Genomic DNA, 15,687 nt, shown 5'->3' with positions numbered 1-15,687 from the left:
GGCCTTGCTTGCCGGGGGCCTTGTGTGCCCGGCTCAGGTGTTGCGCTTCGACAGGCGGTCGCGGATCTTGTCGATCAATCCGGCGCCCGGGTCGAGGATCAGGTTCATCGGCGGGCGGTCCGGCGCGCTCGGGTGCGGGCGGGTCGGCGCCATCTTCTTCGCCTTCTCCACCTTGTCGCCCAGGTCGCGCAGCTCGTCGGGCGAGCAAGCGGACTGCAGCTTCGGCAGCAGGTCCTTCTCCTCGTCCTCGATGTGGTGCCGGATGTCCTCCATCAGGCGCCCCATCAGCTCGTCGAACCGGCGCTCCGTCGCCGGCACGTCCTCCAGCTGCTTCATGACCTCCTCGGCCTCGGCGTGTTCCTCCAGCTCGTGGTCGACCAGCTCGTCACCGTTCTCCAGGTACTTCCGCGCCGCCGGGTACATGAACTGCTCCTCGGCGACCGAGTGGCGCACCAGCTCGGCGATGACGTGGTCGGCCAGGTCACGGCGGTGCTCCGGAGTGCCGGCGCCCGACTCCAGCTCGGTGAAGACGCGTTCGATGTGGCGGTGATCGGAGATGATCACCGCGATCAGGTCTGGTTTCTCTGCGGCAGTCATGCGCTTGTCGATACCCACCCCATCGGGCGGCTAACCTCACGGATGCCCGGTCAGGCGCAACGAGAAGTTGTCGAACGTCGCCGGCAGCGGGCGGCCCGGCGCGGGCTTGGGGGAGGAGTCCACTGTGTAGTCCCGGTCCCCGATCAGCGTCGCCAGGACGGTCGAGCTGCTGAACAGCACCAGGTTCTTCGCCGGGCACTCACCCGGCCCGGCGCTGAACGGAACCAGCGACGGCTCCTCCCGCGCCCGCCCGTCCAGCCAGATCTCCGGCGCGAAGCTGTGCGCGTAGGGCAACCGCGAATCGTCGCGGTGGAACAGCGGCGCGAACACCAGCAGGCCCGTCCCCGCCGGCACCCGGTGGCCGTTCCAGTCCAGCTCCTTGGTCGTGTCCCGCAGGATCGCCGGCGTCGTCGGCCACAGCCGCACCGTGTCCAGCACGCACGCCCGCAGGTAGCCCAGCTCCGTGCCGGACGCGAGGTCCTGCCGCGCCTGCTGCCGCTGCGCGGGGTGCGTCGCCAGCAGGGCCAGCGTGCGGAAGGTGACCATCCCGGCGGCGTCGAACGCGAACAGCCAGTGCCCGATCTGGCTGGCCACCTCGTCGTCGGCCGCGAGCCCGCCGGCGAGGCTGTCCTCCGGCGCCCGGGCCAGCAGCGACCGCACCCGGCCGAGGAACTCCGCCCGCAGCCGCCGTCGCCGGGGCAGCAGGTACGACCAGTTCGCCGACAGCCGCAGCCGTTCCGGCAGGTCCGTCGTCGCCTGGTCGTCGCGCGCGTGGTCGCCGAACACCACCCGGCGCACCATCCGCCACCACACCGGCGCGAACGTGTCCCAGTCCAGCGGCCCCGGCCCCAGCGCGGCGAACTCGTCGGCCACCTTCGCCCGCACCGACGGCGCCAGGTGGTGCGTCGGACGGCTCGTCTCCAGCGCGCGCTCGGTCCACTCCCGGCGCCGGTCGCGGTCCGGGCCCTCGGAGATCAGCACCCCGTGCGGCTGGAACTGCGACAACGCCTTCTTCTTCTCCAGGTTCGCCGGCGTGAACGGCTCGGGCGACTCCGCCAAGACCCGCCCCACGTCGTCGGGGGAGAGCACCAGCGCGAACGACCGGCCGGGCACCGCCAGCCGCAACAGACCGTCACCGCGACGGGCACGCAGCCGCTGCAGCGTCCGCACGGCGGAGGCGTCGGCCTGCGTCTTCTCCAGCAGCGTCATCACCCGCGGCCGCCGCTTGATCACGCCACCGGCGAGCGTCGGCCCGACGACCCCGGCGAGCACCCGCACCGTCTCCGCCACCGAGGCCGTGGGCAGGCCGCTCATCGGGTCACCAGCTCCGCGATCCGGTCCAGCGCGTGCTTCGCCTCCGGGATGTTCGCGATCATCCACGCGTGGAACATCCCGCCGTACTCCCAGTACTCCAGCGGGACGCCCTGTTCGGCCGCCTTGTGGTACAGGTTGCGGGCGTCGGCCAGCAGCACGTCCCGCGTGCCGATGAAGCAGCTCAGGGCGCCCAGCCCGCGCAGGTCGCCGTTGATGGGGCTGACCAGCTCGTTCGCCGGGTCCAGGCCGCTCGCGTAGAGCCGCCCGGCCTCCCGCAGGCCGGTCACCCCCAGGTACGGGTCGTGTCGGTCGTACTCGGGCAGCGCGGGATCGGTCATCGTGATGTCCAGCCACGGCGAGAGCATCACGACCTCCTTCGGCTGCGGCCGTCCCTCGTCCCGCAGCGCCCGCGCCAGCACCAGCGACAGACCGCCGCCGGCCGAGTCGCCCATCAGGACCTGGTCGGCCGGGTCGACGTCACCCAGCACCTCCTTGTAGGTGGCGTGGATCATCGACAGCGTGTCGTCGTAGTGGCTGCCGGGCGCCAGCGGGTACAGCGGCGCCGTGACCGCGCATCCGGTGCGGGCGATCAGCCGGGCGAAGAACTTCCAGTGGTCGCCCTGGATCTGGTGCACGTACGCGCCACCGTGGAAGTACAGGACGTGCCGCGAGGTGGCGTTCGCCCGCGGCCGCAACGTGTACACGGGGTGACCGTGCACCTCGACGCGGTCGACGTCGACCTGCTTGCGCACCGCGGGCGGCGGCACCGCGTTCTCCCGCTGCTGCCGCGGCCCCATGCTCTTGTGCAGCGCGTCCACGTCGGAGAACGTGCGCTTGCGCCCGGTCAGGAGCATCTCGGCGATCAGCAGTTTGGCGTGCAGGCTCGTCTTTCCGATCACCGGTTGCGGTTACCCCTGCTCCTCCTCCGCGAAACTAGACCAGGTCGCGGGGGAACCGGCGGTGCCAGTTGCGGGAGAACACCCGGTGCGCGCCCTCGTAACCGTCCAGCGTGGCGTGCAGCACGAACTCCTTGTCGGTGCAGGACAACACCGTGCGCGTTTCCGTGCGAGCTTGCCAGTCGCCGCGCGCGAACGTCATGCTCCACTTCGTCTCGCCGCACACCGAAGCGAAGTCGTCGGCCACCGAGCTGTAGCGCTCGTAGGCGCGCCGCGAGATCTCCAGGTCGAGGTCGTCCAGCCGCACCGTGCCGGAATCCTTCACGATCTCCAGCGCCGACCGGTACTCCACCAGGTCTCGCGACACCGTCCAGCGCTGCTCGCCCGGCCGCAGCACGGTGGAGGTCATCGGCGGCGAACCCTCCGGCTCACCGAAGACCTGGCCGCTCACCTCGTCGGACTCGCGGATCGGCCGCACCGGCAGGGCCAGCGAGCTGCCCTTCGTGTACACGGTCAGCCGCGCCGGCTCGGGCGCCGGCCAGGCCAGCGGCCAGTACGAAGTGGACAGTGACAGCCGGATCCGGTGCCCGGGCGGGAACGCCTGCGCCACACCGTTGAGCTCCAGCTCCACCTGGTAGCGCTTGCCCGGCTCCAGCGGCCGCGGTTCGTGGTTGCTGTCGCGGTGGGTCAGGTTCAGCAGCCCGTAGGTGATGCGGGTGGCGCGCCCGTCGGGGTGCACATCGGACAGCCGCGCCGCGACCATCGCCACCGGCTTGTCCACTGACAGCTCGAGCCGCACCTTCGGCGCGCCGAGGATCTCGCACGTCTCGGTCAGCTCGTCACCGTCGAACACCAGCGACCCGCCGTCCTCCTCGCGCTGGTCGTAGGGCAGGTCCGGCGGGGCGTTGTAGGAGGCCCACTTGCCGGCGAACTGGCCCACCGACAGCGGCGATTCGACGTGCAGCGCGGTGTCCGGCGGCTCCTCGTCCGGCCGCGCGATCCGGTGCTGCGCCAGGGGATAGGTGCGCCAGTCGATGTGCGGCGAGGGCCACTGCGGCTCACCGACCCACCGACCGGGACGCTCCTCGTAGGACGTCGACGGCGGCACGCTGTCCTGCATCCAGGTCAGCAGCATCGGCCCGTCCATCACGCCGTTGTCGCGGTCCTTGAGCCAGTGGTCCCACCACTTCACGACCTCCTGCAGGTACCCGATCGCCGGGCCGGGCTCGCCCAGGTGCGGGTACTTGTGCGACCACGGGCCGATCAGGCCCTTGCGCGGCACGGACAGGTTGGCCAGCAGGCGGGTCACGGCGTTGGAGTAGCCGTCGGCCCAGCCGCTGGAGGCCAGCACCGGCACCTGCACGTCGCTGTAGTTCTCGCACACCGAGGCGTGGCACCAGTACTCGTCGCGGCGCTGGTGCTCCAGCCAGGTGTCCACCCACGGGCCGACGCCTTCGGCGCGTTCCAGCCACATGTCGCGCCAGCGTTCGCCGACCAGCGCCGGGTCCGGCGGCAGGGTGCTGTAGGCGAACATCGTCCCGGCCTCGCCGAGGTTGTCCGACAGCATGCAGCCGCCCATGTAGTGGAAGTCGTCGGAGTAGCGGTCGTCGGTGAACGACGAGATCACGATGGCGCGCAGGCTCGGCGGTTTCCGCGCGGCCACCTGCAGCGCGGCGAACCCGCCCCAGGAGATGCCCATCATGCCGGTGCGCCCGTCGCACCACGGCTGCCCGGCGATCCAGGCCAGCACGTCCTCGGCGTCCAGCTGCTCCTGCTCGAGGTACTCGTCGGTCAGGACCCCCTCCGACTCACCCGTGCCCCGCAGGTCCACGCGCACGCACGCGTACCCGTGGCCGGCGAGGTAGGGGTGGTGGACGGAGTCCCGGACCGCGGTCAGGTCCCGCTTGCGGTACGGGATGTACTCGAGGATCCCGGGCACCGGTTCGTCGTCGGCGGACACCGGTCGCCAGATCTTCGCGGCCAGCCGGGTGCCGTCCGACACCGGTATCCAGACGTGCTCTTCCTCGGTGATCTCGTACGGCAGGGAGCGGACCTCCCGCATATCCGATCAAACCTCCTCGAACTCGAACCGGAGCGAGTCGATCGTGCGCTGGTACTTGTCCTTCAGCTCGGCTTCGCTGTCCGCGCCGACGTAGACGAAGGCCAGCTCGAAGCTGTAGCTGTCCTGGGCGTCCATATCGGACAGACGCTGGCCCTCGGCGGGCACGACGTCCACCTCGACACCGGGGATCTCCCGCTGCAGCCGCCGGATCTCCTCCTCGGTGGGGATCCGCTTGACGACGCCGTCTTCGAAGCGGCGGTGGTACCACTTGGCCGCGATCTTGTACTCGCCCTTGTCGTGCGGCATCTCCGGGCGGCGGCCCAGCCCCAGCTCGATCATGTTGTAGTGGTCGGGCACGCCGTCGACGTCTTCGAACATCTCGGCGTGCGACTGCGAGTGCCGCGGGTTGATCTCCAGCAGCTTCACGTCACCCGTTTCGGGCTGGCAGAAGAACTCGATGGAGAACGTGGAGTTGTTCAGGCCGATCTGCTGGATCACCTTCTTGGAGACGTCGAGCATCTTCTCCACGACCGGCTCGGGCAGCTGCGAGGGGTACTGGTGGCGCAGGAACGACGAGCTGTCCGGGTAGTTCAGCGAATCCAGGGCGCCGTAGACGACGACCTCGCCGTCGTGGACGTAACCCTCGGTGGCGGCCTGCTGTCCGGTCATCTCCTCCTCGGCCAGCGCGGCGAGCGCCCCCGCGTCGGCGATCTCCGGCGGGATGTCCACGCTGGTCACTTGGTCCAGGATGTACTGGAACGGCTTGCCCACGCGCCCGATCCCGGCGCGGATCTCCTCGACGGCTTCGGTGAAGTCCTGTTCGTCCTTGACGTGGAAGGCCAGTTCGGACGAGAACGACTTGACCGGCTTGAGCCACATCGGGAACGACAGCCCCTCCGGCGGTTTCGGGTCGCCGTCGAGGTCGACCAGCGCGAAGTTGGGGATCGCGTCGGTGGCCTTCTGCTGCTCCAGGCGGCTCCAGTACTTGTGCTCGCACTTGAGCACGCCTTCGAGGTTCGGCGTGGGCACGCCGTAGCGGCGGCCCAGGATGGGCACCATGGTGGTGACCGGGAAGTCCCAGTAGCCCACGATGGCGCCGATCTCGCCGTCGAAGGCGTCCAGCTCGGCCACGGCTCTGTCGATCAGGTCGGCGATCGGGATCTCGCCCTCCTGCACGTCCGCCTGCGTGAGGAGTTGGTGGTAGCGGTAGTTCTCCGCTCCCGGCACGCGCCGCAGGGTGCGCAGGTTCGCGTCGTCGAGTCCCAGCACGAAGATGTTGGTTTCGCTCACCACGAACTGATCCCCGTTGTCGCCGTTCGGTAAACACCCCCGGGTGATGCGGGTAACCTCGGCCACGTGCCCGATCTCAGCGAGTACCGGCGGAAACGCGATCCGCGGCGGACGCCGGAACCGATGCCCGACCGGGTGGTGCCGCGGGGTGAGGACGACGTGTTCGTCATCCAGGAGCACCACGCCCGCCGGCTGCACTGGGACGTGCGGTTCGAGCGGAACGGGGTCCTGGTGTCGTGGGCGGTGCCGAAGGGGCTGCCGCCGCGCCCTGGTCCGCCCCGGCTGGCGGTGCACACCGAGGACCACCCGCTGGAGTACGCGACTTTCGAAGGCGAGATCCCGAAGGGCGAGTACGGCGGGGGGAAGATGCTGATCTGGGACCGCGGCACGTACGAGGTGCTGCACTGGAACGACCACAAGGTCGAGGTCGACCTGTACGGGTCGCGCGTGCGGGGCCGGTTCGTGTTCGTCAACAGCCACAAGGGTTCCGAGTCGCGGGACTGGCTGGTGCGCCGCGTGGATCCTGGGAGTGGCGAAGAGCTGCCGGAGTTCGTGAAGCCCATGCAGGCGCGGGCCGGTGCGCTGCCCTCGGACGACGGCTGGGCGTACGAGTTCCGCTGGCAGGGCGAGCGGGTGCTGGTCCGGGTGGAGGGCGGCCGGATCACGGTGCGTGACCGGGCCGGCGAGGACGTCACTGTGTTGTTTCCGGAGCTGCGCGCCCTGGGCGAGTCGCTGGGCGCGACGGAGGTCCTGCTGGACGGCGAGCTGATCGTGCTGGAGGAGGGCCGCCCGAGCCGGAAGGCGCTGAAGGAGCGGGTTTCGGCCGAGCCTCGTTCGGTGAAGCGGCTGTCCGAGCGGTCCCCGGTGCTGTTCCTGCCGTTCGACGTGCTGCACGTGGACGGGAAGTCGCTGCTGGAGCAGCCGTACCGGAAGCGCCGCGCGAGGCTGCGGAGGCTGAAGCTGGCAGGGGAGTACTGGCGAACGCCGGATTCGTACGACGGCGGCGGGGCGGACGTACTGGCGGCGAGCCTGGCGAACGGACTCGGCGGAGTGACCGCGAAGCGCCTGGATTCGGCGTACGAGCCGGGGCGACGGAGCGAGGCGTGGCGGAATGTGGCGAAGTAGGGAGTGGGCCGACCTCGGCCCGGGGCGCACCCCACCCAACAAACCGCAAGCCGGCGACGCAACAGAACCGACTACGCCCCAGACCTCCCCCGCCCCCGATCCACAGCCTGCTTTTGGTCGCCGACCAGGCGTGTCAAGGTACTCTTTCCCGCCTTGACACGCCTGCTCGGCGACCGAAACACAATCAAGGAGCGGGGGCGGGGGAGGTCGCCCAAGGTGACCGCTAGGCGCCGTAGGCGCCTTTGACCCTGCGCGGAGCGCAGGGAAAAGATCAAGAGATGTCCTCGCCGGACGGGCAGGCTCCGGGATGACGGAAAGCCCCTCATCTCACCTTGTCGAGGTGGGAGCTGGGTGCACAGCGCAGGCGTTTCGCCTGGCTTGTGGTGGGGCAATCTGGGCCGTGAGCATCCAGCTGCCTGAACCCCGCTCCCTCTGGGTGGAGACCGCTCCGGCGCCGGGCCGGGCTGGGCGCGACCTGCCCGCCGAGGCGGACGTCGTCGTGATCGGGGCCGGCATCGCGGGTCTCACCACCGCCTACGGGCTCGCCCGCGCCGGCAAGGACGTCGTCGTCCTCGAGGCCGCCGAGGTGGCCTCCGGCGTCTCCGGCCACACCACCGCCAAGCTGTCCGCCCAGCACGCCCTCAAGTACGCCACCCTCACCTCCCGCAAGGGCAAGCAAGCCGCCACCAGGTACGGCCGCGCCCAGCTGGAGGCGATCGAGTGGGTGGCCCGCACCTCGTCCGAACTGGGCATCGACTGCGGCTTCGTCCGGCGGGACAGCTTCGTCTACTCCACCGACACCGCCCAGCTCAGCAAGCTCCAGCAGGAAGCCGAGGCCGCGGCCGAGGCCGGGCTGCCCGCGGACTTCGTCGAGCACGTCGACCTGCCGATCACCACCATCGGCGCCGTCCGGTTCGTCGACCAGGCCCAGTTCCACCCCCGCCGCTGGCTGCTGGGCCTCGCCGACGCGATCGAGCAGCTCGGCGGCCGCATCGTCGAGCGCGTCCGCGCCCGCAAGCTCGACGAGCGGCCCACACCGACCGTGCACACCGACCGCGGCCAGGTGAAGGCCCGCGACGTCGTCGTCGCCACCCACTACCCGATCTTCGACCGCGGCTTCTACTGGGCCCGCCTGGACATCACCCGCGACCTCGTCGTCGCCGGGGAGGGGCAGGCGCCGCCCGGCGTGTACCTCGACGCGGTGACCCACCGCTCCATCCGCGGCCACACCGAGGGCGACCGCCACTACGTCATCGTCGGCGGCGAGCACTACCGAACGGGTGAACCGGTCGACGTCGAGGCCCGCTACCGGCGCCTCGCCGAGGCCGCCACCACCTTCGGCGTCACCAAGGCCACCCACCGCTGGTCCGCCCACGACATGACCACCCTCGACAACGTCCCCTACATCGGCCGCTACCACCCGGCCACCCGCAACGTGTGGGTGGCGACCGGCTTCGGCCAGTGGGGCATGACCGGCGGCACCTCGGCCGGCCTCGTCCTGACCCGGCTGATCACCGGCGGCGACCACCCCGCGGCGAGCCTCTACGACCCGAACCGCTTCGACCTGAAATCCTCGGTCACCCTCGCCGAGGACGGCGTCAAGGTCGGCAAGCAATACGTGACCGGATACTCCCGAGCCCTCACCAGCACCCCCGACGACCTCGCCCCGGGCACCGCGAAGGTGTCCCGCCGCGGCGCGGACGTCGTCGCCTCCTACCGCGGCGAGGACGGGCAGCTGCGGGAGGTCAGCGCCCGCTGCACCCACCTGGGTTGCGTGGTCGCGTTCAACAACGCCGAGAAGACCTGGGACTGCGCATGCCACGGATCGCGATTCGCCACGGACGGCTCGGTGATCCAGGGCCCGGCGACCCGGCCGCTGCCGCCGGCCTGACCGTGGGCGTCGAGGAGGAGTTCCTGCTCCTCGACCCCGCCACCGGCGCGACCCTGCCGCGCGCGGCCGCGATCCTGGCCGCGGACCCGCCCCTGCCGCCCGGCGCCCGACTGCACCGCGAGCTGCGCGCCACCCAGGTGGAGACCGCGACCGGCGTGTGCACCGAGGCGCGTCAGCTGCGCGACCAGCTCGTGATGAACCGCAAGGCCCTCACCGACGCGGCCCGTGTGCACGGCGCCGTCGTCGCCTCCTGCGGCACCCCGGTCCTGTCCGGACCGTCCACATCGGAGAACCAGGACGGCCGCTTCGGTGACATCGACCGGATCTACCGCGGCATGGTCGCCGACTACGAGGCGTGCGGCTGCCACGTCCACGTCGGCGTGCCCGACCCCGAGACGGCCGTCGCAGTCATGAACCACCTGCGCCCGTGGCTGCCCACCCTGCTGGCGCTGTCGGTGAACTCGCCCTTCGACCACGGCCGCGACACCGGCTACGGCAGCTGGCGGATGGTGCAGCAGTCCCGCTTCCCCGGCGCGGGAATCCCGCCGTACTTCCCCGATCACGACGCCTACCGCGCCGAGGTGCGGCGACTGGTGGACTGCGGCGCGCTGGTCGACGAGTCGATGTCGTTCTGGCTCGTCCGCCCGTCCTCGTCGTTCCCGACGCTGGAATTCCGGGTCGCCGACGCCGCGTCCACAGTGGACGAGGCGGTCCTGCAGGCGGTGCTGTCCCGCGCCCTGGTCCGGCGCGCGCTCGCCGACGACACCGCGCCGCCGGGGATGTCCGAACAGGTCGGCGCGGCCGCGCTGTGGGCCGCGGCCCGGGACGGGATTGACGGCGAGGGAGTCCACCCACTGCGCGCCACCCGGATGCCGGCCTGGCAGCTCGTCGCCGAACTGGTCGACCACGTCGCCCCCGCGCTCGACGAAACCGGTGACCGGGAGCTGGTGGCGATCGTCCTGGAACGCCTGCGCCGCGAGGGCAGTGGTGCCCGGCGGCAACGCAAGGCCGCCGCGGCCGGCCTGCCCGCCCTGCTCGCCACCCTCACCCACCAGGGTTGACCAGCACCGAGCAGGGGTAACCGGCCGTCGTGACGACTGCCATGACGCTTTCGGCTGCCCTCCCGGCAGCCAGGGGACCGCTCTCCGCGGCCGTGATCGAGGCCCTCGGCCGCGACGAACGCGGGGACTTCCCGGAACTGCCCGAGACGGCGGCCGCCGACCCCTTCGGCGAGGACCTCCAGCTCGCCCTGCACGTCTGCTACGAACTGCACTACCAGGGGTTCACCGGGGTCGACCCGGACTGGGAGTGGGACCCCGACCTGCTGCGCCTGCGTGCCGCCATGGAGCGGGTGTTCCTGGCCGCGCTGCGTGCGCACACGCCCGGCGGCGACGACGTCGAAGAGGCGCTCGCGCCCCTGCTCGTCGAGCCGGTCAACGGCACCGGCCTGTCGCACTTCCTCGCCGCCGAAGGCACCTGGGACCATGTCCGCGAGTACTTCGTGCTGCGGTCGATCTACCACCACAAGGAGGCCGACCCGCACGCGTGGGTGATCCCGCGGCTGCGCGGCAAACCGAAGGCCGCCCTGGTGGCCGTGGAGTTCGACGAGTACGGCGGCGGCCGCGCCGACCAGGTGCACGCCCAGCTCTACGCCGACCTGCTCGACGGCGCCGGGCTGAACTCGCAGTACCTGCACTACCTGGAGCACGCCCCGGCGTGCATGCTCGCGGTGGTCAACATGATGTCGCTGTTCGGCCTGCACAGGCGGTTCCGCGCCGCGCTGGCCGGGCACTTCGCCGCCGCCGAGATCACCACCGCGCCCAGCGCGCAGCGCCTGGAGAAGGCGTTGCGGCGCCTGGACGCCGACGAGCGGTGCCGGTACTTCTACACCGAGCACATCGAGGCCGACGCGGTGCACGAGCAGGTCATGCGCCGGGACGTCCTCGGCGGACTGCTGGCGACCGAGCCGGAACTGGCCGGCGACATCGTGTTCGGCATCCAGGCCACCGACCTGGTGGAGCAGCGCTTCGCCGACCACGTGCTGGGCGCCTGGCAGGAGGGCCGAAGCGCCCTGCGAAAGCCCCTGTAGACGAAGGACGAGCGGCCGGCCCAGCCCGCCGCTCCTCCTTCAGTTCCGCACGCGCTTGCGGTGGCTCGTGTCGCAGAAGGGATACCGCTTGCTGCGGCGGCACGCGCACAAGGCGACCAGGAACCGGTCGGAGCGCGCGACCGTGCCGTCGGGCATCTCCAGCTCGACGGGGCCCTCCACGAGCACCGGCCCGCCCTCGACGAGCGTCACCTTGCGGGGTTCAGCGTTCGGTCCGGTCGGCACGGATCACCACCAGCTCCTCGTGTCGCTGCCCCGGCGCGATGAGCCCGGAGCGTTCCAGGAAGTCGACGCGGCCACGCAGCACCGGGCCGAACGGCTCGATCGCCCGCGCCACCACGGAAGTCTTCAACCCGTTGTCGCGCAGCATCTCCACCGTCTGGCGGGTGCCGCACAGCGACGAGTGCACCACCAGCATCGTGCCGCCGGGGGTGAGCAGGTCGTAGGCCCGGTCGCACAGGCAGTCCAGGTGCTTGCGCCCGTCCACGCCGGCGTCCCAGGCCATGGCCGCGCCGTCCGGGTCCGCGCCGGACTCGCACGGCACGTACGGCGGATTGGCCAGCACCACGTCGAACGGCGCGCCGTCGATCGTCCGCGAGAGGTCGCCGTGCCGGACCTCCACGGGGAGCCCGCGCACCCGCGTGTTGAACCGCGCGCTCAGCACCGCGGGCAGGTACCGGTCCACCGCGGTCACGCTCGCCGCTCCATTGCGGACCGCGGCGATCGCCAGCGCGCCGGTGCCGGTGCACACCTCGAGAACCCGCGCGCCGGCCGGCAGGCGGGCTTCCCGCATCGCGCGCATCAGCAGCCAGGTGTCCGCCTGCGGCCGGTACACCCCGGGAAGTCTCAGCAGTTTCACCCGTTGCAGGTACCACCAGGTGGAGAAGTCAAACGTTGTCCAGCAGGCGGACGACCGCGCGCTCCAGCACCTCGCGGTCCTCGTCGCCGCGGACCTCGCCGAGCCGGTGCACCGCCGAGGCGATGGTCCGGCCCCGCGCGTGCGCCTCCACGATTCGCGGGTCCACATAGGACTTGCGGCACACCGCGGGGGTGTTGCCCAGTTCTTCGGACACCTGGCGCATCACGGCGGCCTGCGTGCGTTTCAGACCGCGCTGGGACGTCACCTCCTCGGCGGCGGCGAACGCGGTGGCGGCGAGCACGGTCGCGTTCCACGTCCGCAGGTCCTTCACGGTGAACTCGTCACCGACCATCTCCTTGAAGCGTTCGTTGATCTCGTCGGCGTGCACCTCGTGCCAGCCGTTGGGGGTTCGGTAGACGAACAGCCGGTCGCTGCCCGTCCGCGCGCGGCGCAACGCCTTGACCGCCGCGGCCAGGTCGGCGTCGGTCAATGTGATGTCGCGTTCGATCCCGCCCTTGGCCGGGTAGCAGAAGGTCAGCTCGTCCCGTTTGACGCTGACGTGCTCGCGCAGCAGGGTGGCGGCCCCGTAGGTGCCGTTGTTCTCGGCGTACTCCTCGCTGCCGACCCGGAAGACGCCCCGGTCGATCATCCGCAGAGCGGCGGCCAGCACCCGCTCGCAGCCCAGGCCGGGCTGGACCAGGTCCTCGTCGATCCGCCGGCGCCACCGCGGCAGCCGCTTCGCCAGCTCCACGACGCGCTCGTGCTTCTCCTCGTCCCGCTCTTGGCGCCAGCGGTCGTGGTAGCGGTACTGGCGGCGGCCGGCATCGTCGGTGCCCACCGCCTGGATGTGGCCGTTCGGGTACGGGCAGATCCACACGTCGCGCCAGGCGGGCGGCACGGCGAGGCTCTTGATCCGCCGCAGGGTCTCCTCGTCGCGCAGCGGCTCCCCCTCGGGGGTGAAATACCGGAAACCGCGGCCGCTGCGCCGCCGCCGGATGCCGGGTTCGGAGAGCTTGCTCTTGCGCAGCCGCATGGCGGTCAGGTGACGTCGGCGCAGGCGCTGGTCACGGCGTCGAGGTCGGGGTAGGTCGAGTCGGGGATCGCGCCCAGGTGCCCGAGCGTGCTGTCGTCCGCGCCGTGGGCCGTCGCCTGGCGGATCAGCTCGGCCCGATCGCACGGGAAGTCCACATCGGACAGCAATGTGCGCAGTCGTTCGGGGTCGGGCGTGGTCATGGCCGCCGGATACCCCACGTCCAGTGCGGCAAACGGGTGCCGGGGCAGACCGGTCTGTCCAGCCGGTTCCGAACCCGGTTCGGCGGGGTTATCATCGGCGCGCCATGACCACCACCATCCCCGCCGGTGCCCGTGAGCGGATCCTGGCGACCGCCTACGAGCTGTTCTCGCGCCGCGGCATCCGCGCCGTCGGCGTGGACGAGGTGATCGCGCGCTCCCAGGTGGCCAAGGCGACCCTGTACCGGCACTTCCCGTCGAAGGACGACCTCGTGCTCGCGTTCCTCGACCGGCGCGAGCAGCTGTGGACCGTCGGGCTGATCGAACGGCAGGCCCGCGCCCGCGGCGAGACGCCCGAGGGACGGCTGCTGGCGATCTTCGACGTGCTCGACGACTGGTTCCGCTCGCCCGAGGACTTCGACGCGTGCGCGTTCGTCAACGTCCTGCTCGAGATGGGCGCCGACCACCCGCTCGGCCGGGCCTGCATCCGGCACCTGGACACCCTCCGGGGCATCGTGGCCGGGCTCGCGCGCGAGGCCGGGCTGGCCGAGCCCGAGGACCTCGCCCGCTCCTGGCACCTGCTGATGAAGGGCGCGATCGTCTCCGCCGCGGAGGGCGACGCCGACGCCGCCGTCCGGGCCCGGGAAATGGCCCGCGACCTGCTGGCCCGGCACCGGAAATAAGCCCGCGTCCGGCGCGGTTGCGATCAGTATGACAACCGATGGTCGTGGCCGGGTCCGGACCGAGCCGGGCACTAAGCGCGTACGGGCGGTATTCGGCGGGCAGGTCGTCGCCGACACGCTGCGCCCGCTCATGGTGTGGGAGGTCCCGTACTACCCGACCTACTACGTCCCGCGGGACGACGTGCGCGGCGATCACCTGGTCGCCACCGGCGAGACGGCGCATTCGCCGAGCCGGGGCGACGCGAACGTGTTCACCGTGCGGGTGGGGGAGCGCGAGGCGGCCGGCGCGGCGCTGGAGTACCAGGACTCGCCGCTGGAGGCGCTGAAGGGGCACGTGCGGCTCGACTTCGCGGCGATGGACGCCTGGTTCGAGGAGGACGAGGAGATCTTCGTGCACCCGCGCGACCCGCGGACCCGCATCGACATCCTCGCCAGCTCGCGGCACGTGCGCATCGAGATCGACGGCGTGACCGTGGCCGAGTCGCGCAGCCCGCGGCTGCTGTTCGAGACCGGGCTGCCGACCCGCTACTACCTCCCCAAGACAGACGTGCGGCTGGACCTGCTCGAACCCAGCGACACGATCACGCGCTGCCCGTACAAGGGCGAGGCGGAGTACTACTCGGTGCGGGTCGGGGATCGGTTGTACTCCGACGTGGTCTGGTACTACCGGACGCCGCTGCCGGAGAGCCAGAAGGTGCAGGGGCTGGTCGCCTTCTACGACGAGAAGGTCGACGTCTACCTGGACGGGGTGAAGCAGGAGCGGCCGAAGACGAAGTTCTAGTCTTCGGGGCATGTCCGACCGCTTGTACTTCCGCCAGCTGCTGTCCGGCCGCGACTTCGCGGTGGGCGATCCGGTGGCCACCCAGATGGTCAACTTCGCCTACCTGATCGGCGACCGGGAGACCCGGGAGGCGGTGGTCGTCGACCCCGCGTACGCCGTGGGGGACCTGCTGGACGTGCTGGCGGCCGACGACATGCGGCTGACCGGGGTGCTGGCGACGCACCACCACCCGGACCACGTGGGCGGCAGCATGATGGGTTTCACGCTGGCCGGGCTGCCCGAGCTGCTGGCGCGGGAGAGCGTGCCGGTGCACGTCAACCGCAATGAGACGGAGTGGGTCCAGCGGGTCACCGGCGTGTCGGCGACCGACCTGACCGGGCACGACCACGACGACGTCGTGGAGGTCGGCGCGGTGTCGATCCGGCTGCTGCACACGCCCGGCCACACGCCGGGCAGCCAGTGCTTCCTGGTGGACGGGCGTCTCGTCGCCGGGGACACCCTGTTCCTCGAGGGGTGCGGCCGGACGGACTTCCCCGGCGGCGACGCCGAGGCGATGTACCACAGCCTGCGGTGGCTGGCCGAGCTCCCGGGCGACCCGGTGGTCTACCCGGGGCACCAGTACTCGGCCGAGCCGTCGGCTTCGCTGTCCTCGGTGAAGGTGAACAACTTCGTCTACCGCCCCCGCAACCTGGACGAGTGGCGCACGCTGTTCGGCGGCTAAGCCCTGGTACGAAATGGCTTGCGTCCGCTGAGGGCGGTAGCGGCTCGCCACCGCCCTCAGCGGACGCGCTTCGCGCGACTGCGCCCGTTCAAACCGGCGCCGGTGCGAGTTGCTTGCCCGCCGAAGCGGCT

The 15,687-nt window shown here is 71.1% G+C and carries 16 protein-coding genes; 7 read left to right on the top strand and 9 right to left on the bottom strand.

What is annotated here, in order from left to right; genetic code table 11:
- Window positions 1-33: 33 nt before the first annotated feature.
- Genes IE290_RS21580 through IE290_RS21560 form a run of 5 tightly spaced genes read right to left on the bottom strand, consistent with a single transcriptional unit; the run spans window position 34 to window position 6,159 of the window.
- Window positions 34-597: a hemerythrin domain-containing protein gene (locus IE290_RS21580; RefSeq protein ID WP_191246492.1), complete on the bottom strand. Its 564-nt coding sequence runs from the start codon at window positions 595-597 to the stop codon at window positions 34-36.
- Window positions 598-633: 36 nt separating this feature from the next.
- The gene (locus IE290_RS21575; RefSeq protein ID WP_191246491.1) at window positions 634-1,911 is read right to left on the bottom strand and encodes a cytochrome P450; all 1,278 of its coding nucleotides are present in this window, start codon (window positions 1,909-1,911) and stop codon (window positions 634-636) included.
- Window positions 1,908-2,810, bottom strand: a complete 903-nt coding sequence (locus IE290_RS21570; RefSeq protein WP_191246490.1) for an alpha/beta hydrolase fold domain-containing protein — start codon at window positions 2,808-2,810, stop codon at window positions 1,908-1,910. Before IE290_RS21570 ends, IE290_RS21575 begins: the two co-directional genes overlap by 4 nt.
- Window positions 2,811-2,844: 34 nt before the next feature.
- Entirely contained in the window at window positions 2,845-4,869 is a 2,025-nt protein-coding gene (locus tag IE290_RS21565; RefSeq protein WP_191246489.1) for a CocE/NonD family hydrolase, read from the bottom strand.
- A gap of 6 nt (window positions 4,870-4,875) precedes the next feature.
- Entirely contained in the window at window positions 4,876-6,159 is a 1,284-nt protein-coding gene (locus IE290_RS21560; protein WP_191246488.1) for an ATP-grasp domain-containing protein, read from the bottom strand.
- A 66-nt stretch (window positions 6,160-6,225) separates the two neighbouring features.
- On the opposite strand from IE290_RS21560, the gene IE290_RS21555 reads away from it, so the two are divergent.
- The 4 genes from IE290_RS21555 to IE290_RS21540 all read left to right on the top strand — a co-directional run bounded on the left by IE290_RS21555 (window position 6,226) and on the right by IE290_RS21540 (window position 11,264).
- Entirely contained in the window at window positions 6,226-7,284 is a 1,059-nt protein-coding gene (locus IE290_RS21555) for a DNA polymerase ligase N-terminal domain-containing protein (RefSeq protein WP_191246487.1), read from the top strand.
- Between the two features lie 400 nt (window positions 7,285-7,684).
- On the top strand, window positions 7,685-9,175 hold the full coding sequence (locus tag IE290_RS21550; RefSeq protein ID WP_191246486.1) for an FAD-dependent oxidoreductase: 1,491 nt from the start codon (window positions 7,685-7,687) through the stop codon (window positions 9,173-9,175).
- Window positions 9,100-10,236 carry a carboxylate-amine ligase gene (locus tag IE290_RS21545; RefSeq protein WP_229874644.1) on the top strand — a complete coding sequence of 379 codons (1,137 nt, stop codon included), beginning with the start codon at window positions 9,100-9,102 and terminating at the stop codon, window positions 10,234-10,236. Before IE290_RS21550 ends, IE290_RS21545 begins: the two co-directional genes overlap by 76 nt.
- Window positions 10,237-10,277: 41 nt before the next feature.
- Window positions 10,278-11,264, top strand: coding sequence for an iron-containing redox enzyme family protein (locus tag IE290_RS21540; RefSeq protein ID WP_191246903.1), 987 nt, complete (start codon window positions 10,278-10,280; stop codon window positions 11,262-11,264).
- Between the two features lie 39 nt (window positions 11,265-11,303).
- Here IE290_RS21540 and IE290_RS21535 read toward each other — a convergent pair whose 3' ends face one another.
- The 4 genes from IE290_RS21535 to IE290_RS21520 are packed head-to-tail and all read right to left on the bottom strand — an operon-like array spanning window position 11,304 to window position 13,374.
- Window positions 11,304-11,507 (bottom strand): CDGSH iron-sulfur domain-containing protein, encoded by a 204-nt coding sequence (locus IE290_RS21535; RefSeq protein WP_191246485.1) that lies wholly within the window; start codon window positions 11,505-11,507, stop codon window positions 11,304-11,306.
- Window positions 11,485-12,141, bottom strand: a complete 657-nt coding sequence (locus IE290_RS21530; RefSeq protein WP_191246484.1) for a HemK2/MTQ2 family protein methyltransferase — start codon at window positions 12,139-12,141, stop codon at window positions 11,485-11,487. The genes IE290_RS21535 and IE290_RS21530 overlap by 23 nt, the downstream gene beginning before the upstream one ends.
- A 28-nt stretch (window positions 12,142-12,169) precedes the next feature.
- Window positions 12,170-13,174, bottom strand: coding sequence for a DNA topoisomerase IB (locus IE290_RS21525; protein ID WP_191246483.1), 1,005 nt, complete (start codon window positions 13,172-13,174; stop codon window positions 12,170-12,172).
- A 5-nt stretch (window positions 13,175-13,179) separates the two neighbouring features.
- Window positions 13,180-13,374, bottom strand: coding sequence for a DUF2795 domain-containing protein (locus tag IE290_RS21520; protein WP_191246482.1), 195 nt, complete (start codon window positions 13,372-13,374; stop codon window positions 13,180-13,182).
- 104 nt (window positions 13,375-13,478) lie between these two features.
- Here IE290_RS21520 and IE290_RS38295 point away from each other — a divergent pair, with 104 nt between their 5' ends.
- Genes IE290_RS38295 through IE290_RS21505 form a run of 3 tightly spaced genes read left to right on the top strand, consistent with a single transcriptional unit; the run spans window position 13,479 to window position 15,556 of the window.
- Window positions 13,479-14,054 (top strand): TetR/AcrR family transcriptional regulator, encoded by a 576-nt coding sequence (locus IE290_RS38295; RefSeq protein ID WP_191246481.1) that lies wholly within the window; start codon window positions 13,479-13,481, stop codon window positions 14,052-14,054.
- 28 nt (window positions 14,055-14,082) lie between these two features.
- The gene (locus IE290_RS21510) at window positions 14,083-14,835 is read left to right on the top strand and encodes a DUF427 domain-containing protein (protein WP_191246480.1); all 753 of its coding nucleotides are present in this window, start codon (window positions 14,083-14,085) and stop codon (window positions 14,833-14,835) included.
- A 10-nt stretch (window positions 14,836-14,845) separates the two neighbouring features.
- Entirely contained in the window at window positions 14,846-15,556 is a 711-nt protein-coding gene (locus IE290_RS21505) for an MBL fold metallo-hydrolase (RefSeq protein WP_191246479.1), read from the top strand.
- Window positions 15,557-15,687 lie beyond the last annotated feature (131 nt).

It is taken from the genome of Amycolatopsis deserti (assembly GCF_014653945.1).
GTDB classification, from domain to species: Bacteria; Actinomycetota; Actinomycetes; order Mycobacteriales; family Pseudonocardiaceae; genus Amycolatopsis_E; species Amycolatopsis_E deserti.
The sequence above is the reverse complement of the archived record's forward strand: the minus strand, read 5'-3'. Positions and strand labels throughout refer to the sequence as shown.

What these genes read in the sequence shown, in the direction of transcription:
- IE290_RS21580 (WP_191246492.1), bottom strand. Translation starts at nt 597, where the DNA reads ATGACTGCCGCAGAGAAACCAGACCTGATCGCGGTGATCATCTCCGAT.
- IE290_RS21575 (WP_191246491.1), bottom strand. Translation starts at nt 1,911, where the DNA reads ATGAGCGGCCTGCCCACGGCCTCGGTGGCGGAGACGGTGCGGGTGCTC.
- IE290_RS21565 (WP_191246489.1), bottom strand. Translation starts at nt 4,869, where the DNA reads ATGCGGGAGGTCCGCTCCCTGCCGTACGAGATCACCGAGGAAGAGCAC.
- IE290_RS21545 (WP_229874644.1), top strand. Translation starts at nt 9,100, where the DNA reads ATGCCACGGATCGCGATTCGCCACGGACGGCTCGGTGATCCAGGGCCC.
- IE290_RS21540 (WP_191246903.1), top strand. Translation starts at nt 10,278, where the DNA reads ATGACGCTTTCGGCTGCCCTCCCGGCAGCCAGGGGACCGCTCTCCGCG.
- IE290_RS21525 (WP_191246483.1), bottom strand. Translation starts at nt 13,174, where the DNA reads ATGCGGCTGCGCAAGAGCAAGCTCTCCGAACCCGGCATCCGGCGGCGG.
- IE290_RS21520 (WP_191246482.1), bottom strand. Translation starts at nt 13,374, where the DNA reads ATGACCACGCCCGACCCCGAACGACTGCGCACATTGCTGTCCGATGTG.
- IE290_RS38295 (WP_191246481.1), top strand. Translation starts at nt 13,479, where the DNA reads ATGACCACCACCATCCCCGCCGGTGCCCGTGAGCGGATCCTGGCGACC.
- IE290_RS21510 (WP_191246480.1), top strand. Translation starts at nt 14,083, where the DNA reads ATGACAACCGATGGTCGTGGCCGGGTCCGGACCGAGCCGGGCACTAAG.
- IE290_RS21505 (WP_191246479.1), top strand. Translation starts at nt 14,846, where the DNA reads ATGTCCGACCGCTTGTACTTCCGCCAGCTGCTGTCCGGCCGCGACTTC.